This is a genomic window from Streptomyces bohaiensis (assembly GCF_012033785.1).
Classification (GTDB): Bacteria; Actinomycetota; Actinomycetes; order Streptomycetales; family Streptomycetaceae; genus Streptomyces; species Streptomyces bohaiensis.
The window spans coordinates 1-21,480 of the sequence record NZ_JAAVJC010000068.1; the positions used below are offsets into that span (position 1 = coordinate 1).

At 73.5% G+C, this 21,480-nt stretch carries 26 protein-coding genes; 13 read left to right on the forward strand and 13 right to left on the reverse strand.

From position 1 onward, the window contains the following. Together HCN52_RS24715 and HCN52_RS10460 are read left to right on the forward strand one after the other, a co-directional pair. On the forward strand, positions 1–1,398 hold a 1,398-nt coding region (locus HCN52_RS24715), incomplete at its 5' end, for a serine/threonine kinase C-terminal domain-containing protein (protein ID WP_512700784.1). Positions 1,399–1,493: 95 nt separating this feature from the next. Then, a complete protein-coding gene (locus HCN52_RS10460) occupies positions 1,494–3,065 on the forward strand; it encodes a succinic semialdehyde dehydrogenase (protein WP_168088130.1) in 1,572 nt (523 codons plus the stop codon). 135 nt (positions 3,066–3,200) lie between these two features. Here the strand turns inward: HCN52_RS10460 and HCN52_RS10465 are convergent, their stop codons facing one another. Continuing rightward, the gene (locus HCN52_RS10465) at positions 3,201–3,797 is read right to left on the reverse strand and encodes a helix-turn-helix domain-containing protein (protein ID WP_168088131.1); all 597 of its coding nucleotides are present in this window, start codon (positions 3,795–3,797) and stop codon (positions 3,201–3,203) included. 105 nt (positions 3,798–3,902) lie between these two features. Between HCN52_RS10465 and HCN52_RS10470 the strand changes: the two genes are divergently transcribed. Genes HCN52_RS10470 through HCN52_RS10480 form a run of 3 tightly spaced genes read left to right on the forward strand, consistent with a single transcriptional unit; the run spans position 3,903 to position 6,118 of the window. Continuing rightward, complete coding sequence (locus tag HCN52_RS10470) at positions 3,903–4,523, forward strand: methyltransferase domain-containing protein (protein WP_168088132.1); 621 nt, start codon at positions 3,903–3,905, stop codon at positions 4,521–4,523. A gap of 31 nt (positions 4,524–4,554) precedes the next feature. Continuing rightward, on the forward strand, positions 4,555–5,040 hold the full coding sequence (locus HCN52_RS10475; protein ID WP_168088133.1) for a DinB family protein: 486 nt from the start codon (positions 4,555–4,557) through the stop codon (positions 5,038–5,040). 43 nt (positions 5,041–5,083) lie between these two features. Beyond that, positions 5,084–6,118 carry an alpha/beta fold hydrolase gene (locus HCN52_RS10480; protein ID WP_168088134.1) on the forward strand — a complete coding sequence of 345 codons (1,035 nt, stop codon included), beginning with the start codon at positions 5,084–5,086 and terminating at the stop codon, positions 6,116–6,118. Between the two features lie 158 nt (positions 6,119–6,276). Here HCN52_RS10480 and HCN52_RS10485 read toward each other — a convergent pair whose 3' ends face one another. Then, complete coding sequence (locus HCN52_RS10485) at positions 6,277–6,981, reverse strand: hypothetical protein (RefSeq protein WP_168088135.1); 705 nt, start codon at positions 6,979–6,981, stop codon at positions 6,277–6,279. A 1,007-nt stretch (positions 6,982–7,988) separates the two neighbouring features. Continuing rightward, positions 7,989–8,318, reverse strand: coding sequence for a chorismate mutase (locus tag HCN52_RS10490; RefSeq protein ID WP_245175025.1), 330 nt, complete (start codon positions 8,316–8,318; stop codon positions 7,989–7,991). Positions 8,319–8,748: 430 nt separating this feature from the next. Here HCN52_RS10490 and guaA point away from each other — a divergent pair, with 430 nt between their 5' ends. Continuing rightward, positions 8,749–10,332 carry a glutamine-hydrolyzing GMP synthase gene (gene guaA / locus HCN52_RS10495; RefSeq protein ID WP_168088137.1) on the forward strand — a complete coding sequence of 528 codons (1,584 nt, stop codon included), beginning with the start codon at positions 8,749–8,751 and terminating at the stop codon, positions 10,330–10,332. 166 nt (positions 10,333–10,498) lie between these two features. Here guaA and HCN52_RS10500 read toward each other — a convergent pair whose 3' ends face one another. Beyond that, a complete protein-coding gene (locus tag HCN52_RS10500) occupies positions 10,499–11,101 on the reverse strand; it encodes a GNAT family N-acetyltransferase (protein ID WP_245175024.1) in 603 nt (200 codons plus the stop codon). Positions 11,102–11,216: 115 nt separating this feature from the next. On the opposite strand from HCN52_RS10500, the gene HCN52_RS10505 reads away from it, so the two are divergent. Beyond that, positions 11,217–11,807, forward strand: a complete 591-nt coding sequence (locus HCN52_RS10505; RefSeq protein WP_168088139.1) for a DinB family protein — start codon at positions 11,217–11,219, stop codon at positions 11,805–11,807. A 27-nt stretch (positions 11,808–11,834) separates the two neighbouring features. Here the strand turns inward: HCN52_RS10505 and HCN52_RS10510 are convergent, their stop codons facing one another. From HCN52_RS10510 to HCN52_RS10525, 4 genes are all read right to left on the reverse strand, one after another. Then, on the reverse strand, positions 11,835–12,365 hold the full coding sequence (locus HCN52_RS10510; RefSeq protein WP_168088140.1) for an HFCD family protein: 531 nt from the start codon (positions 12,363–12,365) through the stop codon (positions 11,835–11,837). Positions 12,366–12,462: 97 nt separating this feature from the next. After that, positions 12,463–12,693, reverse strand: coding sequence for a DUF397 domain-containing protein (locus HCN52_RS10515; RefSeq protein ID WP_376767113.1), 231 nt, complete (start codon positions 12,691–12,693; stop codon positions 12,463–12,465). Between the two features lie 172 nt (positions 12,694–12,865). Next, on the reverse strand, positions 12,866–13,072 hold the full coding sequence (locus tag HCN52_RS10520; RefSeq protein ID WP_168088141.1) for a DUF397 domain-containing protein: 207 nt from the start codon (positions 13,070–13,072) through the stop codon (positions 12,866–12,868). After that, positions 13,069–13,908: a helix-turn-helix domain-containing protein gene (locus HCN52_RS10525; protein WP_168088142.1), complete on the reverse strand. Its 840-nt coding sequence runs from the start codon at positions 13,906–13,908 to the stop codon at positions 13,069–13,071. The genes HCN52_RS10520 and HCN52_RS10525 overlap by 4 nt, the downstream gene beginning before the upstream one ends. Before the next feature lie 105 nt (positions 13,909–14,013). Here HCN52_RS10525 and HCN52_RS10530 point away from each other — a divergent pair, with 105 nt between their 5' ends. From HCN52_RS10530 to HCN52_RS10540, 3 genes are all read left to right on the forward strand, one after another. Beyond that, positions 14,014–14,187, forward strand: a complete 174-nt coding sequence (locus HCN52_RS10530) for a hypothetical protein (RefSeq protein WP_168088143.1) — start codon at positions 14,014–14,016, stop codon at positions 14,185–14,187. Beyond that, positions 14,184–14,642, forward strand: a complete 459-nt coding sequence (locus HCN52_RS10535; protein WP_168088144.1) for a hypothetical protein — start codon at positions 14,184–14,186, stop codon at positions 14,640–14,642. Before HCN52_RS10530 ends, HCN52_RS10535 begins: the two co-directional genes overlap by 4 nt. Positions 14,643–14,841: 199 nt before the next feature. After that, positions 14,842–15,504 (forward strand): HAD family hydrolase, encoded by a 663-nt coding sequence (locus tag HCN52_RS10540; protein ID WP_209314390.1) that lies wholly within the window; start codon positions 14,842–14,844, stop codon positions 15,502–15,504. Between the two features lie 42 nt (positions 15,505–15,546). Here the strand turns inward: HCN52_RS10540 and HCN52_RS10545 are convergent, their stop codons facing one another. Next, entirely contained in the window at positions 15,547–15,753 is a 207-nt protein-coding gene (locus HCN52_RS10545; protein ID WP_168088145.1) for a DUF397 domain-containing protein, read from the reverse strand. Between the two features lie 219 nt (positions 15,754–15,972). Here HCN52_RS10545 and HCN52_RS10550 point away from each other — a divergent pair, with 219 nt between their 5' ends. Further along, positions 15,973–16,719, forward strand: coding sequence for a phosphotransferase family protein (locus tag HCN52_RS10550; protein ID WP_168088146.1), 747 nt, complete (start codon positions 15,973–15,975; stop codon positions 16,717–16,719). 36 nt (positions 16,720–16,755) lie between these two features. On the opposite strand, the gene HCN52_RS10555 is transcribed toward HCN52_RS10550, so the two are convergent. The 4 genes from HCN52_RS10555 to HCN52_RS10570 all read right to left on the reverse strand — a co-directional run bounded on the left by HCN52_RS10555 (position 16,756) and on the right by HCN52_RS10570 (position 19,435). Beyond that, positions 16,756–16,959 carry a DUF397 domain-containing protein gene (locus tag HCN52_RS10555; RefSeq protein WP_168088147.1) on the reverse strand — a complete coding sequence of 68 codons (204 nt, stop codon included), beginning with the start codon at positions 16,957–16,959 and terminating at the stop codon, positions 16,756–16,758. Between the two features lie 203 nt (positions 16,960–17,162). After that, a complete protein-coding gene (locus HCN52_RS10560; RefSeq protein WP_168088148.1) occupies positions 17,163–17,369 on the reverse strand; it encodes a DUF397 domain-containing protein in 207 nt (68 codons plus the stop codon). A 69-nt stretch (positions 17,370–17,438) separates the two neighbouring features. Then, positions 17,439–18,173, reverse strand: a complete 735-nt coding sequence (locus HCN52_RS10565) for a LuxR C-terminal-related transcriptional regulator (protein ID WP_168088149.1) — start codon at positions 18,171–18,173, stop codon at positions 17,439–17,441. Beyond that, positions 18,170–19,435, reverse strand: a complete 1,266-nt coding sequence (locus HCN52_RS10570; protein WP_168088150.1) for an ATP-binding protein — start codon at positions 19,433–19,435, stop codon at positions 18,170–18,172. The genes HCN52_RS10565 and HCN52_RS10570 overlap by 4 nt, the downstream gene beginning before the upstream one ends. A gap of 123 nt (positions 19,436–19,558) precedes the next feature. Here HCN52_RS10570 and HCN52_RS10575 point away from each other — a divergent pair, with 123 nt between their 5' ends. Together HCN52_RS10575 and HCN52_RS10580 are read left to right on the forward strand one after the other, a co-directional pair. After that, positions 19,559–21,181 carry a PspC domain-containing protein gene (locus tag HCN52_RS10575; RefSeq protein ID WP_168088151.1) on the forward strand — a complete coding sequence of 541 codons (1,623 nt, stop codon included), beginning with the start codon at positions 19,559–19,561 and terminating at the stop codon, positions 21,179–21,181. Then, positions 21,178–21,429 carry a hypothetical protein gene (locus HCN52_RS10580; RefSeq protein WP_168088152.1) on the forward strand — a complete coding sequence of 84 codons (252 nt, stop codon included), beginning with the start codon at positions 21,178–21,180 and terminating at the stop codon, positions 21,427–21,429. Before HCN52_RS10575 ends, HCN52_RS10580 begins: the two co-directional genes overlap by 4 nt. The last annotated feature ends 51 nt before the right edge of the window (positions 21,430–21,480 follow it).

Genomic DNA, 21,480 nt, shown 5'->3' on the forward strand with positions numbered 1-21,480 from the left:
GCCCCGCGTCCCGGCCGGCAGGTCGCCACCGGCTGGGAGTCCGCCCCGCCGCGCCCGCCGGCTCCCGGCCGCGACCCGCAGCGGGCCGCCCCGGCGCTGCCGCCCGCGCGGGAGGCGGTGACCGAGCAGCTGCCGAGAATCCCCGTGCAGGAGGCCGAGACGGTTCCGGAGCGGCAGCCGGGCACCGGCATCGTGCCGGGCGCCGCCGGACGCTACCGCGGCCCCGACAACGCACTGGCGGCCGACCGCGCCCGCCAGGCCCGGATGACGACGGTCGGCGCCGTCACCGAGCGCTGGGCCCCCGAGCAGGCCGGCCCGGTCCACGAGCACTGGCGGCTGTCGCCGCCGGTCGGCCCGGCGGCCGACCTCTGGGCACTGGGCGCGCTGCTGTTCCGCGCCGTGCAGGGCCACCCGCCCTACCCGGAGGACAGCGTCGCCGAGCTGGTCCAGGCCGTCATCGCCGAACAGCCCGCCTTCGCCGAGGAGTGCGGCGCGCTGCGGCCCGTCGTGGAGTCGCTGCTGCGGCAGGACCCGACGGAGCGGCCCAGTGAGGAGGAACTCCGGGGCTGGCTGCGGTCGATCATCCGGTCCGCGCCGGAGCCCGATGTCGGCCGCCGCACGGTGACGCTGCCGCCGATGCTGGAGGCCGGGCGGCCGTCCGACCCGACGCGGCTGCCGATCGTGCGGCACCGCGGTGAGCTCGTCTCCAAGCGGAAGCGCCGCAGCGGCAGTCCGCGTGCCCTCGGCAGGCTGCTGCTGGTGGCGGTCTTCTGCCTGGTCGCCGGCGCCATGGCCTTCGCGTTGCTGTTCATGCCGTCCGACGACGAGCGCGGCGACACCGCCTCGCCCGGCGGGTCGCCGTCCGACCAGGACGGGCCCGCCCCGGGGAGCCCCGGGGAGGAGCCCGACGGCGCCGGGAACGACCCCGAGGTGACCGACGAACCGGTGCCGGCGCCCGACGGCTTCGACGCCGTCAGCGACGAGGCCGGCTTCGGCCTGGTCGTCCCCGAGGGCTGGGAGCGCGGCACCGGGCCCGACGACAGCGTCACGTTCGAGGGCGACGGGCTGGTTCTCACCGTGATCCCCGGCCGGGACGGGGCGGCGGAGTTCGGGGAGGCGCCGATGGAGTACCAGTTGCAGAGCCAGCCGGAGCTCCAGGGCTACCGCGACGCGCCGTGGCGGTCCTCGGGGAGCCTGCGGTCCATCACGGTCGGCCAGGTCGCCCTGGCCGAGGGCGACTTCCTGTGGGACGGCGGCGAGGGCCGCCAGTTCGTCCGCAACCGCGCCATGCTCATCGGCGACGACTACCACGTGGTGATGCTGCGGGGCGCCGAGGACGACCGCGACGCCATCGCCGAGCTCTTCCCGACCGTCGCCGAGAGCTACCGCGTGCGCTGAGCGCGGGCGGTGGGCGCGGGCGGTGGGCGCGGGCGGTGGGCGGGCGACCGCCCGCACCATGGCGCGGGCCGCGCCGCCGTCGTACTCTCCCGGGTATGACCGGGCCACAGCGCACACGGAACAGAGCGGCACAGCTCGTCACCCCGCAGCTGGCCGCGTTGCTCGGAGCCGGCGTCACCGGCAGCGGGCGGACCGCCTGCCACAGTCCTCTCACCGGCGACCGGCTGGCCGAACTCCCGGCCACCGGCGTCGCCGAGGTGGCCGACGCGTTCGCCTCCGCCCGCGCCGCCGCGGGCCGGTGGGCGGCGCGCCCCGTGCGGGAACGCGCCGCCGTCGCGCTGCGCTTCCACGACCTGCTGCTGGAGCGCCAGGACGAGGTGCTCGACCTCCTCCAGCTGGACACCGGCAAGGCACGCACCCACGCCCACGACGAGGTGCTGGGCGCGGCTCTGACCGCCCGCCACTACGGGCGCGGCGCGCCGGGGTTGCTGCGCACCCGGGCGCGCGCCGGGGTCGTCCCGGTGCTGACGCGGGTCCGGGAGGACCGGCGGCCGCACGGCGTGGTCGGGCAGATCGTGCCCTGGAACTACCCGCTGGAACTCACCGTCGAGGACGCCCTTCCCGCGCTTCTCGCGGGCAACGCCGTGGTCACCAAGCCCGACACCGAGGGGGCGCTGGCAGCGCTGTGGGCGAGGCGGCTGATGGTCGAGGCCGGCCTGCCCGCGGACGTGTGGCGCATGGTGATCGGCGAGGGGCCGGTCGTCGGCCCCGCCGTCGTCGCCCACGCGGACTACGTCGCGTTCACCGGCTCCACCGCCACCGGCCGGCGGGTCGCCGCCCAGGCGGCCGAACGGCTCGTCGGCGTCAGCCTCGAACTCGGCGGCAAGAACGCGATGCTGGTCCTCGACGACGCCGACCCGGACAAGGCGGCGGCGGGCGCGGTGCGGGCCTGCTTCTCCTCGGCCGGCCAACTCTGCATCTCCGCCGAACGCGTCCTGGTGCACGAGTCGGTCGCCGACGCCTTCACCGAGCGGTTCGTGGCGCTCACCCGCACCATGCGGCTCGGCGCGCCGCTGGCCTGGGGCACCGACATGGGCTCGCTCTCCTCGCAGGCCCAACTCGACCGCGTCACGGGCCACATCGACGACGCCGTCTCGCTCGGCGCCCGGGTGCTGACCGGGGGCCGGCACCGCCCGGACCTCGGACCGTACTTCCACGAGCCCACCGTGCTGACGGGCGTCACCCCCGGCATGCGGCTGTACCACGAGGAGACGTTCGGTCCGGTCGTCGCCGTCCGCCGGGTACGGGACGACGAGGAGGCGATCGCCCTCGCCAACGACACCGCGTACGGGCTCAACGCCTCGGTCTGGAGCCGGGACCGCTGCCGGGCCCGCCGGGTCGCGCAGCGGCTGCGCACCGGGAGCGTCGGCATCAACGACGGCTTCCCCGCGGCGTACGGCTCCCTCGCCGCGCCCATGGGCGGCATGGGCGAGTCGGGGTTGGGCCGCCGCCACGGCGCGGAGGGGCTGCTGAAGTACACCGAGGCGCAGACCGTCGCCCAGCAGCGGCTGCTGCCGCTCGCCCCCTCCCTCGGCATGGACGACCGCCAGTTCGCGGCGCTGATGTCGGTCTCGCTGAAGGCGCTGAAGGCGCTGCGCCTGCCCTGACCGCGCCGCCCCGGAGGCACGGGCGTCGGTCCCGCGCCGGAACGTTCGTCCCGTCCCGTCCCGTGCCCGCGGCTCGGGTGGCTGGCGCCCGACGGGACGCCTCGACGATCCGCGCGGGCGCTCCCGGCCCGGCGGTCACTGCTGCCGCGGTGACCGGCCGGGGCCGGCGCGCAGGTGCGCGCGCGTCCCGTGCGGACCGAACAGCACGAGGAGTTCGACGGCGCCGCCGTCCGCGCTGCCCAGCCAGTGGGGCAGTCCCGTGTCGAACTCGGCCGCCTCACCGGAGGACAGGACCAGGTCGCGCTCACCGACCAGCAGCCGCAGCCGCCCGTTGAGCACGTACAGCCATTCCGAGCCCTCGTGGGTCTGCGGCGTCGGCACCAGCGGTTCCGGACTCGCCGGGATCATCATCTTGAAGGCCTGGGTGCCCCCCGGTCGGCGGGAGAGCGGCACGAACACCATGCCGAACCGCCGGATCGGCTTCAGGTGGATACGGGGATCGCCGGTGCGCGGGGCGCCGACGAGGTCGTCCAGGGGCACGTCATAGGTACGGGCCAGCGAGAGCAGCAGCTCCAGGGTCACCCGCCGCCGTCCGCTCTCCAGCCGGGACAGCGTGCTCTCCGAGACCCCGGTCACCGCCGCGAGTGCGGCCAGCGTGATGCCGCGTTCGCGGCGCAGCGCCCGCAGCCGCGGCCCCACGGCGTCGAGCGCGTCCTGCGGGTCATCCTCCATCCCGCCATCTTGCCGGAACTGCAAGACCGCGTGCCAACCTCCACGGGGTCAGGCAAGAGTGGACCGCGTCCCGCCGCAACGGCACGAGAGACGAAGGAGAGCGCGATGAGCACCACTGACGCGGCCGCGTTCTGGAACGGTCTGTACGCGGGCCGCCCGGCGCCCGGCGACCCGCAGCCGAACGCGACGCTCCCCGAGGCGGTGGCGGGTCTGCCGCCCGGCGCGGCCTTGGACCTGGGGTGCGGTCAGGGCGGTGACGCGCTCTGGCTCGCCCGCCGGGGATGGCGGGTCACCGCCGTCGACGTGTCGCCGGTGGCGGTCGACCGGCTGGCCGGCCTCGCCGCCGCGCACGGCGTGGCCGGGCGCATCGAAGCCGAACGGCACGACCTGCGCGAGACCTTCCCTGGCGGCGTGTTCGACCTCGTCTGCGCCCACTACCTGCACACCCCCTTCCCGCTGGACCGGGCGGCCGTGCTGCGGGCGGCCGCCCACGCGCTGCGCCCCGGCGGGCGGCTGCTGGTCGTCGACCACGGTTCGGCCGCTCCCTGGTCATGGGATCAGGACGCACGCTTCCCGTCCCCGCAGGAGGTCGCCGCCGACCTCGCCCTTGACGTGGGGAGGTGGGCGGTCGAACGTGCCGCGGCGGAGCGCCGGACCGCCACCGGCCCGGGAGGGCTGACGGCCGAGGTCACCGATCACGTCCTCGTCGTCCGCCGCGCCGGCTGACCCCGCCCGACCCACCGAGCAAGGAGGCACGATGCCCGCCCACCGCCGCGACACCCCGCCGCCCCGCACCGGGAACAGTGAGACCGAGGTGCTGCGCGGTTTCCTCGGCTACCTGCGCCAGTCGATCGCCGCGAAGGTCGAGGGTGCTCCCGAACCGCAGGTCCGCACGTACCGGACCCCGTCGGGCACCAACCTGCTCGGCCTGCTCCACCACCTCACCGCCGTCGAGCGGGCCACGTTCCTCGACGAGGAGGTCACCGACTGGCAGGCGACCTTCGACGCCCCGCCCGCGGACAGCGTGGCCGACGTCGTCACCCGCTACCGGGAGACCGTCGCGCGCGCCGACGCCGTTTTCGACGGATGCACCGGTCTCGACGCGCCCCTGCGCCGGCCGCGGACCCGCCGGCCCGCCCCCGCCATCCGCTGGGCGCTCGTCCACCTGATCGAAGAGACCGGCCGCCACGCCGGGCACGCGGACATCCTGCGCGAGCTGATCGACGGCACCACCGGACGCTGACCACCCCTCCCTCCGATCCCTCCGAACCAGGACCACAGAACCCATGACACCCGCAGCACGCCGGCCCGACCGCCGCCCGTCCCGCCTCACCCGCACCCTGGCCACCGCCGCGCTCGCCCTGGCCCTGACGACCGGTGCCGCCGCCTGCGCCACCCCGGACCCCGACGTCACCGCTCACGCCGCCGTCACCCACGCCGACCCGGCGTTCGACGGCACCTTCCGGCACGAGTTCGCCGAGGTCGAGGGAGTCCGCATGCACTACGTCACGGGCGGCAGCGGCTCGCCGGTCGTACTGCTGCACGGCTGGCCGCAGACCTGGTACAGCTGGTGGGAGATCATGCCGGAGCTCGCGGAGCACCACACCGTCTACGCCGTCGACCTCCCCGGCCTCGGCGACAGCACCGGCTCCCCGACCGGCTACGACAAGGCCACCCTGGCGCGGTACGTGCACACCCTGATCGCCGAAGAGCTCGGTGTGCGGGACGCCCGGGTCGTCGGGCACGACCTGGGCGCCGCGGTCGCCTTCCAGTACGCCGCCCAGTTCCCGGCGGACACCGAACTCCTCGGCTACCTCGACCTGCCGCTGCCCGGTCCGGTGCTGGACGGCGACGCGTACCGCTCGCTGAGCTGGCACATCGCCTTCCACGCCCAGCCCCGCGTCCCGGAGGCCGTCGTCGGGGACAACGTCCGCGACTACCTGGACCTGTTCTACCCGCAGGTCGCCTTCGAGGGATCGGCGTTCGGCGGCACCGCGCAGCAGTCGCCGTTCACTGACGAGGAGATCGACGAGTACGCCCGCACCTACAGCCGGGCCGAGGCTCTGTCGGGCGGCTTCGAGCTCTACCGCAGCCTCGACCAGGACGTCGCCGACACCGAAGCGACCGCGCCCGTGGAGGTCCCGGCCCTGGTCATGACGGCGGAAGGGCAGCTCGACGGCGTGCTCTCCACCGTGACCGGGCACCTGACCGACATCGTGCGGGCCGTCGACGTGCCCGGCGCGGGCCACTGGCTGGTCGAGGAGAACCCCGAGTTCGTGACGGAGGAGCTGCTGCGCTTCCTCGACGGCACCCGGGGGTGAGCCCTGCGCCGGCTGCTCCGCGACGGCCGAGCCGGCGGCGCGCCGTCCGGCTCCGCCGGGGCAGCAGAAGGGCCCCCGGCGTCCGGGGGGAGACGCCGACCGAGGGCCGCTTTGCCGACACCGGCGACAGGGCTCAGCGGTGCCGTGCACGTTGCCCGTCAGCGTGCCGGGCGCTCTGCCAGCAGGGCGGTCACCTTGCTGTGGCACCGCACGTAGCCGGCCAGGCCGGGGTTGAGAAGCCCGATGACTCGTTCGAGGTCAGTGACGCGTCGCTCGATCGGGAGTGAGAGCATCGGCTCCCAGTGCGCGGCCCGGTTGCGCAGGTTGTGCAACTCGCCGATACTCCGGTCGACTTCGCTGCGCGTGGTGCCGGCTGGAAACGCCCGGTGGAGGTAGGGCACCCAGAGGGTCTTCTCGTGAGCCGACGACGACAAGTACCGCCACACCCCCAGGGAGAGATCCGCAATGATCTTTCCCGGCGGGGCATCGGTCCCGTACCGCCTCCGGGCACCGTCGATCGCCCTGCGGAGCTTCTCGTTGATGTCGACCTGCCTGGGGCCACCCGGTCCGCCTCGCTTGGTGCGAAGGAGCGGGGCCCGCAACGGGCCGGTCGGAGCGTCCAGCCAGTGCTCGGAACCCTTCCACGTGGCGTCGAGGGCCGCTGCGTAGGAATTGCGCAGCGCGACCTCGAAGTGTCCGAGGTCGTGCAGCAGGGCGCACGACAGCTCGCTGTTCCACTGGTAGAGCGACAGCGCCCGCTGTCGATCGCCATGCGCTTCACTGAGGTAGACCCCGAAGCGCGCCGGGCTCAGCCATGCCTCCCCCCACGGGCCGGCTCCAGGCGCCGGCGTCGCGTGCGTCACGTTGGTCCTTATTGGGATCTGGGTATAGTGGAACGTGATAAGCCCCGGTGGACCGCTGGCCTGTGGTCACGTCGCCGGGGCTATGCCTTTGTGTGAATAGGCGGCGTTGGCGAGTCGGCGCCGAGGGCGGTCCGCTCGCGCCCTGTCCGGCGCCGGATCGCGAACGACAGTACTGCCAGATGTGTCACCGCGCGATCACTCAGATGGTATCCGCCCCTTGCCCCGCAGTGCTGCTGTGTCGCCCTGCCGCGGTACCACCCCTCGGCGGACCAGGCGGCCGGAAGAGGCTCCGCGACGCGGGCGTGCGCCGGTTCTCCGCTGTGGACTCGGCCGGGGCAGCAGAAGGGCCCCCGGTCCGGCGTCCGGGGGGGGGGAGACGCCGACCGAGGGCCGCTTCGCCGGTACCGGCGACAGGGCGGCGCCGGTACCCCTGCGGTGGGTCACCCGGGGGGAGGTGACACACCGCTGCCTGCCTGGGCCGATCTCTCGGCCCGCAGGACGGCCGCCGACCTACCGACCCCACCCGGAGCCATGGCCGTCGACCAGCCGTTCCTGTACACCCCTACCCAGAACATCGGGACGGAATGTGTTCGCACCACCCCAACGCTTGGTCGAAGCGGTCGGTTCCCGGCGTCCCGGGAACCGACCACCGAGTCGTGACCGGCCTGCTGTCCCCTGCTGCCCGGCCACCAGCCGGAACGAGGTCCCACGGCCAACACCCTTGCCATGCCAGGGCGGTCTGCCTCTTCGTTCCGGAAGTACCCCGTTCAACGAACCAGCAGCGCGGGGGTCACGTGCCGTACGGGTGACCCCGGTCCACGCCGCGAGCGCGCGAACCCCTCTCCGCAGACCCGTACGCATTCCGTCACCACCGGCACCGGTACTCGCACCGGTACTCGTACCGGGACCGGGGCCGGCGCCGGGACCGCGCGGCCTTCGTCGGGGCGGCGTGGGTCCCGCGCGCGCGAGCCGCCGCGGGTGCGGTGCACCGTCTCACGGCCACGCTCTCAGGACCGTCCCCGGCACAGCTCCAGCAGCAGCATCGCCATGCGGGTGCCCGACGGCCCCAGCTCCTCGCGGTAGCGCTCCAGGATCTCCATCTCCCGGGCGAGGTTCACCCGCCGCCCACCGGACCCCAGCCGTGCCCGCTGGATCTGTTCGGAGACCGCCCGGCGCTCACCGATCAACGCCATGATCCGGGCGTCCAGCACGTCGATGTGCTCGCGGGCACCGCTGACCAGCTCGGCCGCCTCCGGGGTGCGCGCGCCGGTCCACTCCGCCTCGTCGCGTTCCGTCGCGGCCGCGTGGCCGCCGGAGTGCGGGGGAGCGGCGGGCAGGCCACCGGCGGCCGTGCCCGCGGCGTCCGGGCGGGACGCGGACGCCCCAGCGGGCGGAGACCCGGCGGAGGCGGTCGGGACGGTCGGGAGGGTCGAGCTGCTGGCAGTGGCGGTGGGGGAGGTCGGCATCGGGATTCTCCTCGGAAGGAGCGCCCCGCGGCGGCACGGCCCGGAAACGACGGCGTCCCGGGCCGAACCGGCCCGGGACGCTGCGGAAAGTCGCTGTTTCAGAACGATGGACAGCGGTTCTCATGGCAGCCGGCCGGGCCGGTGCCATAGGTAAAGAACGCTGCGTGCCGCATCATGCGGGCCAGTATGCCACCGGTCCGCCCCCGGGTCCCCGGCGACCGCCGGACGACCGGATGGTGAGACGGCGGCGGCCGGTAGACTCGGCCCCCTACCCCGCTCCACCGCTGGAAGGCAGCTCCACGTGGCATCGTCCCGCCCGACGGCCCCCGACACCGTGCTCGTCGTCGACTTCGGCGCGCAGTACGCACAGCTCATCGCCCGCCGGGTCCGCGAGGCCCGCGTCTTCAGCGAGATCGTGCCGTCCACCATGCCGGTGGCGGAGATGCTCGCCAAGGAGCCGAAGGCGATCATCCTCTCGGGTGGGCCCTCCTCCGTGTACGCCGACGGCGCGCCGTCGATCGACCGCGCGCTGTTCGAGGCCGGGGTCCCGGTCTTCGGCATGTGCTACGGCTTCCAGCTGATGGCGACCACCCTCGGCGGCACCGTCGACAACAACGGTGCCCGCGAGTACGGCCGCACCGACCTGACCGTCTCCAAGCCGGGCTCCACCCTCTTCGAGGGCACCCCCGACGAGCAGGTCGTCTGGATGTCGCACGGCGACGCCTGCTCGGCCGCGCCCGAGGGCTTCACCGTGACCGCCTCCACCGGCCAGGTCCCCGTCGCCGCCTTCGAGGACGACGAACGCCGCCTCTACGGCGTGCAGTACCACCCGGAGGTCATGCACTCGACCTTCGGCCAGCAGGTCCTGGAGCACTTCCTGTACCGCGGTGCGCGCATCGCCCCGACCTGGACCGCCGGGTCCATCGTCGAGGAGCAGGTCGCCCTCATCCGGGAGCGCGTCGGCAGCAAGCGCGCCATCTGCGGGCTCTCCGGCGGCGTGGACTCCGCTGTCGCCGCCGCCCTGGTGAACGAGGCGATCGGCTCGCAGCTGACCTGCGTCTACGTCGACCACGGCCTGATGCGTACCGGTGAGACCGAGCAGGTCGAGAAGGACTTCGTCGCCGCGACCGGCGCGCAGCTGAAGGTCGTCGACGCCTCCGAGCGGTTCCTGAACGCCCTCGCCGGGGTCACCGACCCCGAGGAGAAGCGGAAGATCATCGGCCGCGAGTTCATCCGCGTTTTCGAGCAGGCGCAGGCCGAGATCATCGCCGACGCGGACAGCGACGGCGAGGACGTCGCGTTCCTCGTCCAGGGCACCCTCTACCCGGACGTCGTCGAGTCCGGCGGCGGCACCGGCACCGCCAACATCAAGTCCCACCACAACGTCGGCGGCCTCCCCGAGGACCTGGAGTTCGAACTGGTCGAGCCGCTGCGGCAGCTCTTCAAGGACGAGGTCCGCATGGTCGGCCAGGAGCTCGGTCTCCCCGACGAGATCGTGCAGCGCCAGCCGTTCCCCGGCCCCGGCCTCGGCATCCGCATCATCGGCGAGGTCACCCGCGAGCGGCTCGACCTGCTTCGGCAGGCCGACGCCATCGCCCGCGAGGAGCTGACCGCCGCCGGGCTGGACCGCGACATCTGGCAGTGCCCCGTCGTGCTCCTCGCCGACGTCCGCAGCGTCGGCGTCCAGGGCGACGGCCGCACCTACGGCCACCCGGTCGTGCTGCGCCCCGTCTCCTCCGAGGACGCCATGACCGCCGACTGGTCGCGGCTGCCGTACGACGTGCTCGCCACGATCTCCAACCGCATCACCAACGAGGTCCGCGACATCAACCGCGTCACCCTCGACGTCACCAGCAAGCCCCCGGGCACCATCGAGTGGGAGTGAGCGCCGGCCCGTGACCACGGGCCGCGCCCGCGCCGCAGCCGAGTTGCTGCGCCGCACACCGCCGGGCCGGCGGGACCGCAGAGACGCGGACCCGCCGGCCCGGCGGCGTTCGCGGCGGCGTTTCCCGGCGGCGACGCGGCTGTCAGGGGAGTTCCGCCGGCGCTCGTCAGCCTCGCACGTCCGCTTCCCACTCCGCGAGGTCGACCACGTACTCGACCTCGCCGTGCTCGGAGCCGGGCAGCGGATCGGGCCAGTCCTCGGCGTAGCTGCGCAGGTACCGCAGGCCGCACCGCTCCATCACCCGGCGGGAGGCGGTGTTGACCGCCATGGTGTTGGCCGTGACCCGCCGCGCGCCGAGCCGTTCGAACGCCCGCCGTACCAGCAGCCGGCCGCCTTCCGAGGCGTACCTCCGGCCCCAGACCTCCCGGCGGAGCCGGTACCCCAGCTCGAACACCTCCGCGCTGTTCGCGTCGAGGGGGCGCAGCTCGAACCAACCGAGCAGCCCGCCCTTCCCGTCGCGGCGCTCCGCGCCCCAGAACCCCGGGCCGTCCGCCGCGTCGAACCACCGGGTGAGCCGCGGCAGCTCCACCGTCCGGACGTGCTCCACCGACACCGGCGCACCGCCGGTGAGGTACCGCATCACCTCGGGGTCGTTGTGGAGCGCGTGCAGCGCGGGGACGTCCGCCGCTCTCAGCGGTCGGAGCCGCAGGCGGTCGGAGTGCGGCCACGACTGCGGAGGATGCGACGGGGGCCGCGCCGGGGTGGACATGCCGCACATGCTCGCCCGGTCGCCGCCGCTCGGCAACCGGGTTGTCTCCGGCGCGCCCCTCGGGTCACGGAGCGGACCCGGGGCGACTGTCAGTGGCCGCTGGAAGACTGCGGCCATGAAGCACTCGGACCCCAAGGAAACCCTCCGCTCCTACCTCCAGGAGGGGCGAGACGCGCTGCTCTGGAAGCTGGACGGCCTCTCGGAGTACGACGTCCGTCGCCCCCTGACGCCGACCGGCAGCAACCTGCTCGGGCTGGTGAAGCACAACGCCGGAGTCGAGATGGGGTACTTCGGCCTGGTCTTCGGCCGACCCGTGCCGGACGCCCCGGCGTGGATGGAGCAGCACGACGTCCCCAACATCGACATGTGGGCGACGCCCGAGGAGAGCCGTGAGGAGATCGTCGACCTCTACCGGCGCGTCTGGGAGCACTCCGACGAGACCATCGCCGCTCTGACGCTGGAGTCCACCGGTCAGGTCCCCTGGTGGGGCGAGAACGGCGCCGTCACCCTGCACCGCACCCTGGTGCACGTCGCCACCGAGACCCACCGGCACGCGGGCCACGCCGACATCCTCCGCGAGCAGATCGACGGCGCTGCCGGGCTGCGCAGCGCCGGTGACAACCTGCCGGAGCAGGAGAGGGAGTGGTGGGCGCAGTACCGCGACCGCGTCGAGGAGGCCGCCCGCGCCGCCGCCGACCGCGCCTGAGCGGAGGGGCGGGTTCTGGCGGCGGGCTCAACCCAGCGCCGCCAGGGCTCGGCCCCACGGGTACCCCGCGGCGTCGCCTTGCTTCGGCTGGTGGGGCCGGTAGCCGTCAGCTCCGCCCAGGAGCACCCGCACTCCCTGTTCGCGCAGGGTCGAGACGGCGCGGGGCACCGCCGGCTGCGCGCCGAGCGCAGTGCTCCAGAACGGCATGGCCACCACCGGGACCCCCATGTGCACGGCCTCTGCGGGGAGCCCGAGGGAGAGGGTGTCGGTCTGCGCCGCCGCCCATCGCGACAGGCTGGTGGTGGTCAGCGGGGCGACGAGCATGGCGTCGGCCGGCGGCCAGTCCGGCTTGGGCCCGCCGGGCACGGAGTACCGCCATCGCACCTCGTGCCCGGTGAGCGCCACCAGCTCGCCCATGCGCTCCTCCCACCAGACGGCGGCGGTGGGCGACAGGACGAGGAAGACGTCCCAGCCCGCCTCCTGTGCGGCGCGTACCCCGCGGTCCACGTACTGGGCGGGTCCGGCGGCGGTCGCGATCAGATACAGGACGCGGGTCATGTGCGCACTCCACAGGGCGAGGCGAGCCCGGTCAAGTCCCTACCGAGCTGTGGTACCAGCAGCACGAGGTCGCCAACCAGTTGGGTCAGGGTCCGGCTCAGCGGTCGAACGCGTCCGAGGTGAGGCCGTTCACGAAGTGGGTGAAGGCGTCGTCCGTGACGGTGAGGACTGGCCCGGTGGGGTTCTTGGAGTCGCGGCCGGGGACGGCGCCGGTGGTCGCGGCGCGGCTGGGGGTGACTTCCACGCACTGACCGCCGTTCTCGCTGTACGAGGAGGAGCGCCAGGTGGGTTGCTCCGTCATCATGAGCCGCCTTTCGTGGTTGGTCACGGCAACGAGGCGCTGTGACAGCGCCGTTGTGGCTCTGGGCAGCGATGCTAGGCAGCGGCCGGCGCGGGGGCTACAGGGTTCCCCGCCGTTGTGCGGCGGCCACCGACGGCGGCGGCGCGACACGGCCCCACCGCGCGGGGCGCGGTGGGGCCGTCGAGGTGCGGGGTGGCGCTCAGCTGTCGAAGGTGCCCGACTTGACGCCGTTGACGAAGCCGGCGAAGGCAGCGGCGGGGATGGAGAGAACCGGCCCGGCGGGGCTTTTGGAGTCGCGCACGGGGACGGTGCCGCTGGTCGGGACGACGGACGGGGCCCACTCGATGCACTGGCCGCCGTTGTTGCTGTAGGAGGACTTGACCCAACGGAGGGGTTCGGTGGTCACGGGGTGCCCTTTCTTAGCCGTTTGATCATGGCGACGGATGCCGCTTGTGACGGCGCCTCGGCCTGTAGCTGATGGTAGGCCGCGAGCAAGGGGACGACGAACTTGTTGTCACGTTCCAGGTGTCCGCGTTGGGCGGACTCGGCATAGGACATCAGCGAGCGGTCAGGCAGTGTCACGATCGTGACCGGCAGATCGAACGGCCTGCGTTCCGCCATGCTGAATGGCGCGATCTGCAGAATGGTGTGGGGGAGCGAGGCGAACTCGGCCAGACGGTCCAACTGCCCCCGCATGACTGCGCCGTCGCCGATGGGCCGCCGGATACAGCTCTCGTCGAGGACCACCTGGATCAGCGGCGGCGGGGTACGGACCGTTGCCGCCTGCCGCTCGGCGACCAGTGCGACTCGCTCCGCCGCTTGATCTGCCGAGATGGCGCCGCGCTCCATGGCGCTGTTCGCCAGCACCTGTGCGTACTCCGGCGTCTGCAACAACCCCGGCATGACGCCCACCTCGTAGAGGCGGATCTCCGCGGCGCGGCCTTCGTGGCGGACGAACTCGCCGAACCCTTCGAGCAGCGTCCCGTGCTGGATCTCGCGCCACTGGCGCTCGAAGGTGTCGGGCGACTGCTCGATGCCGAAGGCCTGGTCCGCACTGCGCGCGAGGCGCAGAGTCGGCATCTTGCGATCAGTTTCCACCGCGGAGATGTGGGTTCCGGAGTACCCCATCCGTCGACCGAGTTCCTCCTGCTTCCACCCGCGCTCCTCGCGCAACCTGCGCAGGTTGGCGCCGAAGGCTGCCTGCGGGCTGCTGTCGGGGCTCAGCTCCTTGATGTTCGCCATGAGGACCCTCGAATCTTCCTTCCGTCACCACAAGTTGATGCCTTTGGGACCCTAGGTCACGCTGGGACCGCTTGGTAGTGGAGGTGCTACGGAGAGGAGCGGTTCGTGGATGCTGAGGGTGATCCCGAGGTGGCAAGTGCCTGTGCTCACGGGCCCGAGGGGGCGAAGTCGGTCACCGACGGCGCGGGGATCGAACGGCTGTCTCTGGATGAACTGCGCTCCATACTCGCGAAGTTGGGCGCCGATATCGACGCGCACTTCAGGGAGTTGGACAGGTGAGCCCCGACGGCGCGGGCTCTGTGGGCCGGGAACGACGAGCACGGGAGCTGCCGAGCACGACTGCCGGGCGGGTCGTGGACGGCTACTGGGCGGAGGCCAAGGTCCGTTCGCCGGAGGCGGGCGGGGAGTGGTACCTGGCGGGGGCGTGGTGGGACAGTCCCGAGGAGGCGGTGGGCTGGCTGCACGACCAGGCTGAACGCCTGGCTTCGGTGCTCGAAGCCACCGCCGACTGTCCCGAGGCGGTGAGCGGCGGCGGAGTGGGCACGGTCGCCGCCGTGTTCCGGGAGTGGACGACGGACGCTCGGTTCCGCTCGGTGCAGTGCGCAGCCCTGGCCGACGGGCAGCCCGTCAGCGCCAACGCCCGGGGAACGGACCGGATCTGCGGCTCGGTCGACGTCGAGGTCTTCTACTCCCTCTCCGCACGCCCCGTGCTGCGACCAGCCCCGTGCCGGTGACCCACCCACGGGACCATGAGCCGCGTGCCGGCGTGCTCAGGAGTCCGTGAAGCCGGACCCGAACCCCGCCCCCGCCGGGAAGAACCGACGGTTCCCCCACTCCGTGACGGCCCCGGCGGGGGCGGTGCCGGGGCGGCTTCGGATCAGGCGGCGGACGATCCGACGTGGCTCGCCGGCCGCCGCTGGGTAGCCTGCGGCCATGACGATCCGCTGTGTGGCGTTCGACATCGGGGAGACCCTGGTCTGCGACGACCGGCACTGGGGCAGTTGGGCCGACTGGCTCGGAGTGCCGCGTCACACGGTGTCGGCGCTCGTCGGTGCGGTCGTGGCTCAGGGGCGGGACAACGCGGACGCACTGCGGCTCATCAGGCCGGGGTTGGACATCGCGGCGGAGTACGCGGCGCGCGAGGCCGCCGGGCGGGGTGAGCACCTGGGTGAGTCGGACCTCTACGACGATGTGCGGCCGACGCTCCGGGCGCTCCGGGAGCGGGGGTTGCGTGTGGTCGTGGCCGGAAACCAGACCGTTCGGGCCGGTGAGCTGCTGCGTGCCTTGGAGCTGCCGGTGGATGCGCTGGCCACCTCGGGGGAGTGGGGCGTGGCGAAACCCGCCGACCGGTTCTGGCAACGGCTCGTGGAACTGGCGGAGGTACGGGCACCGGCCGAGATCCTCTACATCGGCGACCATCCCTCTCGGGACACTTTCCCCGCCGCTGCGGCAGGGCTCCGTACTGCCCACCTGCGGCGCGGGCCGTGGGGCCACTACTGGGCACCGGATCCGGCGGTGCGTCGCGCCGCCACCTGGTCGATCGACACCCTCCAGGATGTGCTGACCCTGCCGCTGGAGACGCCGGTGGGAGAGTGACCGCACGGCCCCCGAGGTGCGGCTCTCGCGGTGACGGGGTGCTCAGCGGTCGAAGGCGCCCGAGGTCAGGCCGTTCACGAAGTAGGTGAAGGCATCGGCGGGGACGCTGAGGACCGGTCCGGTGGGGCTCTTGGAGTCGCGGACGGGGACGGTGCCAGTGGTCGCGGCGCGGCTGGGGGCGGCTTCCACGCACTGCCCGCCGTTGTTGCTGTGGGACGAAGTGATCCAGCGAAAGCGTTCGGTGGACATGCGGTACCTCTCCAGCGCGGTCGATCACGGAAGTCCGCGTTGGCTCCGGAGCGCGCTCTCCTACCGGCGGACGAGAGGACAGGAGCCACCGCGACGAGGGCTGCGGCCGTCTTCGAGTATGCCCACCGCCGGGCGTGCCTCCCAGGACCGGAACCGGTCGGATGACGGCAATGGAAAACCGGAGGACGGCAGCGCGCGTCACCGGAACACTGGTCGGTCATGGACAGGGTCGAAGTCGTGGTCGCCCACGCGGAGCGTGCGACTCTGCGGGTCGGGGACGTGTTCCTGAAGGTGGATGCGGACGCGGATCGCGTGGACGCCGAGGTCGAGGCGATGTCCCTCGCGCCGGTGCCCACCCCGGAGATCCTGTGGCGTGAACCGCCGGTGCTCGCCATCGCCGCGGTCCCGGGGCAGACACTCGGGCGGCTCGGCGGGCCGTCCACCGGCTCGCCGGCGGCGTGGGCCGCCGCCGGCGCGGCGATCCGGCAGGTGCACGAGGCGCCGTTGCCGAGCCGACTCGGCCGGGCGGGCCGGAGCAGTACCGATCTGGCGGCCGAGATCGGCGCGGAGTGCGAGGCCCTCGTTGCCGGTGGCCTGCTCCCCGCTGAGCTGGTCTCCCGCTGCCGCCGGGTCTGCGAGGCGGTGCTGCGGCCGTGGGCGCCGTCGTTCACTCATGGCGACCTCCAGATCGCGCACGTGTTCCTCGACGGGAACGCTGTCACCGGCATCATCGACTGGTCGGAGGCCGGTCGCGGCGATGCCCTGTACGACCTGGCCACCTTCACGCTCGGCCACCGTGACCAACTCGGCCATGTCCTCGCGGGCTACGGGTCCGGCACTGATCTCGACGTGATTCGTGGCTGGTGGGCGGTGCGCAGCTTGTTGGCGATCCGCTGGTTGGTGCAGCACGGGTTCGACCCGTTTCTGCCGGGCTGCGAGGTCGACATGCTGAAATCCCTGGCGTGAAGCCCTCGTGCGGCGCATCGGGCGAGGGCCCGACGCTCAGCGGTCGAACGCGTCCGAGGTGAGGCCGTTCACGATGTGGGTGAAGGCGGCGGCGGTGACGGTGAGGACTGGCCCGGTGGGGTTCTTGGAGTCGCGGACTGGGACGTTGCCGGTGGTCGCGGCGCGGCTGGGGGCGACTTCCACGCACTGACCGCCGTTGTCGCTGTACGAGGAGGAGCGCCAGGTGGGTTGCTCGGTCATCTTGGTCAGCCCTTCGTGGTTGCGGCCACGGCAACGAGTCTGCCCGGCAGGGCCGTTGCAGCTCGGGAAAGCGATGCTAGGCAGCGACCGGCATGGGTGGCTACGTGGTTCCCCGCCGTCGTGCAGCGGAGACCCGACGACGCCGGCGCGACGCGGCCCCACCGCGCGAGGCGCGATGGGGCCGTCGAGGTGCGGGGTGGCGCTCAGCTGTCGAAGGCGCCCGAGGTGAGACCGTTCACGAAGCCGCTGAAGGCGGCAGCGGGGACCGTGAGGACCGGTCCGGTGGAGTTCTTAGAGTCGCGGACGGGAACCGTGCCGGTGGTCGTGTGGAGGTTGGTGGCGACCTCCACGCACTGACCGCCGTTCTCACTGAAGGAAGGCGTGAACCATTGGGGGGACTCGGACGTCACGGGGTGCCCTTTCGTAGCTTCTCGACGATGGCGACGGACCGGTCTTGCGGGGGGCGGTGCCGGGGTGGCTCAGATCAGGCGGCGGGCGGTCGCCCAGCGGGTCAGCTCGTGGCGGTTGGAGAGCTGGAGCTTGCGCAGCACGGCCGAGACGTGGGACTCCACCGTCTTGACCGAGATGAACAGCTCCTTGCCGACCTCCTTGTACGCGTAGCCGCGGGCGATGAGCCGCAGCACCTCGCGCTCGCGCTGCGTCAGCCGGTCCAGGTCCTCGTCGGCGGGGGCCGCGTCCGAGGAGGCGAAGGCGTCCAGCACGAACCCCGCGAGCCGCGGCGAGAAGACCGCGTCCCCGTCGGCGACGCGGAAGATCGCGTTGACCAGGTCGTTTCCGGTGATGGTCTTGGTGACGTACCCGCGGGCGCCGCCGCGGATGACGCCGATGACGTCCTCGGCGGCGTCGGAGACCGACAGCGCGAGGAACCGCACCGGGTCGGTCGCCGCGCCCATCAGCTCGGCGCTGCGCCGCAGCACCTCGACGCCGCCGCCGCCCGGGAGGTGCACGTCGAGGAGGACCACGTCGGGCCGGGTGGCGCGGATGACGCTCACCGCCTGGTCGACGTCGCCGGCCTCGCCGACGACCTCGACGCCGGTCTCGGCGGTGCGGCCGATCTCGGCCTGCACCCCGGCACGGAACATGCGGTGGTCGTCGACGAGGACGACACGCGACCGGCGACCGCCCGCCGGGTCACCGCCGGGGCCCGGGGAGGACGGCGATCCGCCGGTTCCGTACTGCGGGTCGTGGCTCATTCGGCGCGCTCCATCGTCAGTTCCACCTCGGTTCCCTCACCGGGTACCGACCGTACCCGGGCCCTGCCGCCGTTGCGCTGCATCCGGCCGACGATCGACTCGCGGACGCCCATCCGGTCGGCGGGCACCTCGTCCAGGTCGAAGCCGGGGCCGCGGTCGCGCACGGAGACGAAGACCTCCCGGCCCTCGACCTCGGCGAACACCTGCACCGGCCCGCCCTCGCCACCGTACTTGGCGGCGTTGACCATGGCTTCCCTGGCCGCCTGGAGCAGCGCGCCCAGCGGCTCGTCGACGGGGCAGTCACCGACGCAGACCACCTCGATCGGGACGCCGTGGTGGTCCTCCACCTCGGCGACGGTCGCCTTGACCGTCTCGGAGAACGTGCGGGTCTCCTCGTCCTCCACGGTGACGCCGTTGCTGGCCTCGGCCGACTTGTGCAGCCAGGCGCGGAGTTCGCGCTCCTGGGCGCGGGCGAGCCGGGAGACCTCGCGGTGGTCGGTCGCGTTGCGCTGGATCAGGGTCAGGGTGTGCAGCACCGAGTCGTGGACGTGGGCGGCGACCTCGGCCCGTTCCTGCGCCCGGATGCGCATGGTGCGCTCCTCGTTGAGGTCCTGCACGATCCGCACCAGGTAGGGACCGGCCAGCAGGGCGGTCCCGACCAGTACGGCGAGCGCGGCCTGCACGACGCGGCTGAGGTCCTCGCTGGCACGGGTCACGACGAAGCCGGCGACGCCGATCAGCACCAGTGTCGCCCCGGCGGCGGACCGGGCCAGCGGCAGCCACTGGCTGCCGCGGGTGACCTTGGCCCAGTGGGCGCGGCGGGAGTCGTCGGCCTGGCGCCAGACCAGGGCGGCGCCGATGACGATGAGCGCCAGCGTCCAGAGGTAGCCGCCGGAGATCTCGAACTGGACGTTGTTCCAGAAGACCCCGGCGCCGACCGTCGTCATCGCCACGGCGAGTACGTAGATCGTGTACTGCCGCAGGCGGCTGCCGCCGGGCGGCGTCGCCGGGTGCGGGCGCGGCGGCAGCGGCCCGGTGCCCAGCGGGACCACGAACCAGAAGACGCCGTAGAGCACGACGCCCATGCCGCTGGAGACGGTGAGCGCGAAGAAGGCGATGCGCACCCAGGAGACCGGCACGGCGAGATGCCCGGCCAGTCCCTGGGCGACGCCGCCGAGCCAACGGCCCTCCGCGCTGCGGTAGAGCTTGCGGATCGGCGGCTCCTCCGTGTCGGTTCCGGGCACGGGTGGGGCGGTCGTCATGGACCGATCGTCACACGTGCGCGACCCCGCGGGCATCAGGGTCCGTCCCTGACACCGGGATCAGGGGCGGTTCCGGGCGGCCCCGGATGTCCCCGGGCACGCGGCACCGTCACGATGGTGTCCATGACTGAGGAGACAGGGCGAGGGGCCGGTGGCGTCGGCACCGCCGCGCCGACTGCGCCGGGCGGTGCCGCGGGCCACGGGTGGGGCGGTGCCGACGCCGGCGGGCCCGGGGGCGGTGGTGGCCGCGGGGACGACGGCGGTGCCGGTTCGGCCTCCGGCTGGGGTTCCGGGTGGACCGGCGGCCGGGGCCCGCGCCCGGACGGGCCGCGGCTGGTGCGCAGCCGGCGCCACAAGGTCATCGGCGGTGTCTGCGGCGGCCTGGGGCGGTACTTCGACCTCGATCCCGTGATCTTCCGGGTCTGCCTCGGGGTGCTCTCCGTCATCGGTGGTGTCGGACTCATCGCCTACGGCGTGGCCTGGCTGCTGCTGCCGTTCGACGACTACAGCGAGAACGAGGGCCGCCGGATGCTCTCGGGCCGGGTGGACGGCCCCGGGCTTACCGCGCTGCTGCTGGTGGTGGTGGGTTTCGGCCTGCTGCTGGCGTCGCTGCCGGGCCGCTCGCAGTCCTTCTCGATGCTGCTGCTGGTCGGACTCATCGGTGTGGGTTTCTGGTCCCGGCACCAGCGCGGGCTGGACGGGTCCGGTGCCGACACCGCACCGGACCCGGCCACCGCGCAGGCCGTGGCCAGCGCTCCCCCCGAGGTGCAGGCGCCGCCCGTCCCGGCGACCGCCTCCTGGTGGCGGGAGGGCGCAGCGCCGCAGGACGGCTATCTGTGGGGTCCGTCCGGTGCCACCCCGCCGCCTTCCGGTCCCGCCGTCGACCTGAGCAAGGACGGGGCGGGCGGCCCCCGCGGGCCGTACGCGCCGCCCCCGACCTGGCGTGACGAAGCGCAGCCGCCCGCGGGGCGGCGCGGGTTCTGGCTCGGCGGGCCCGTCCTGCTGGCGGCGCTCGCGGCGGCGACGGCGGTGGGCGCGCTCAGCTGGGACCAGCCGCTGGGTACCGCGCTGGTCTACGCCGGTTCGGCCGCGCTGACGGTCTTCGGCCTCGGCATGGGGATCGGCGCGTTCTGGGGGCGGATCGGCACCGGCACCATCCTGGCGGCGGTCGCCACCGCCGCACTGGTCGTGGCGGCGTCGGTGCTGCCGGCCTCGATGACGACGCACTGGACCGCCGAGCGCTGGACGCCCGCCTCGGTGGCCGAGGTCGAGTCCCGGTACGAGACGGGCAGCGGCCGCGCCACGCTGGACCTGTCCCAGGTGGGGCTGTCGGACGGCGAGCGGCTGGCCACGACGATGACGGTCGGCGGCGGGCAGCTGCGGGTGTACGTGCCCCGGGACGTGACCGTCGAGGTCACCGCGGACATCTGGCTGGGCGGCTACACCTTCGGCGACCGGGAGGACTCCGAGCGCGGCCCCAACGGCCGCGTGCAGGGCGGCGGGTTCCGGGCGGACTGGTCCGGGACCTACGGTCCGCCCCCGGGCACCGACCCCACCGGGGTCGTCGAGCTCCGGCTGTCGGTGGGGCTCGGCCACATCGAGATCGAACGGATGGCCGGGATCGAGACCGACCCGCACCCGGCGGACGCGGAACGGACGACGGAGGACGAGCCGGTGGAGGCGGCGGTGCCGGTGCGTGAGCAGTCGGCGGCCGCCCCGGCGGCGATGGAGGTGGGGGCCCGATGAGCCCGGAGCGGAACGACCGGCGGACGCACTTCGAGCCGGCCCGGCTGCTGCTGGGACTGTCCCTGCTGGTGATCGCGGCGGGATTCGCGGCCCGCACCGCCGGTGCGATCGACATCCAGCTGCGGTACCTCGCGGGCGCGGTGCCCGCCGCGCTGGTGCTGACCGCGGTGGTCTCCGTGATCACCTACGCACTGCGCCGGGGCCGGGGCCGTGACTCCGCGGGTGCGGGCGGTCGCCCCGCGCGGTGACGGCACCGGGCGCCCGTCGGGGCGGCGCACGCCCGCGGCGGCGCGGTTTCC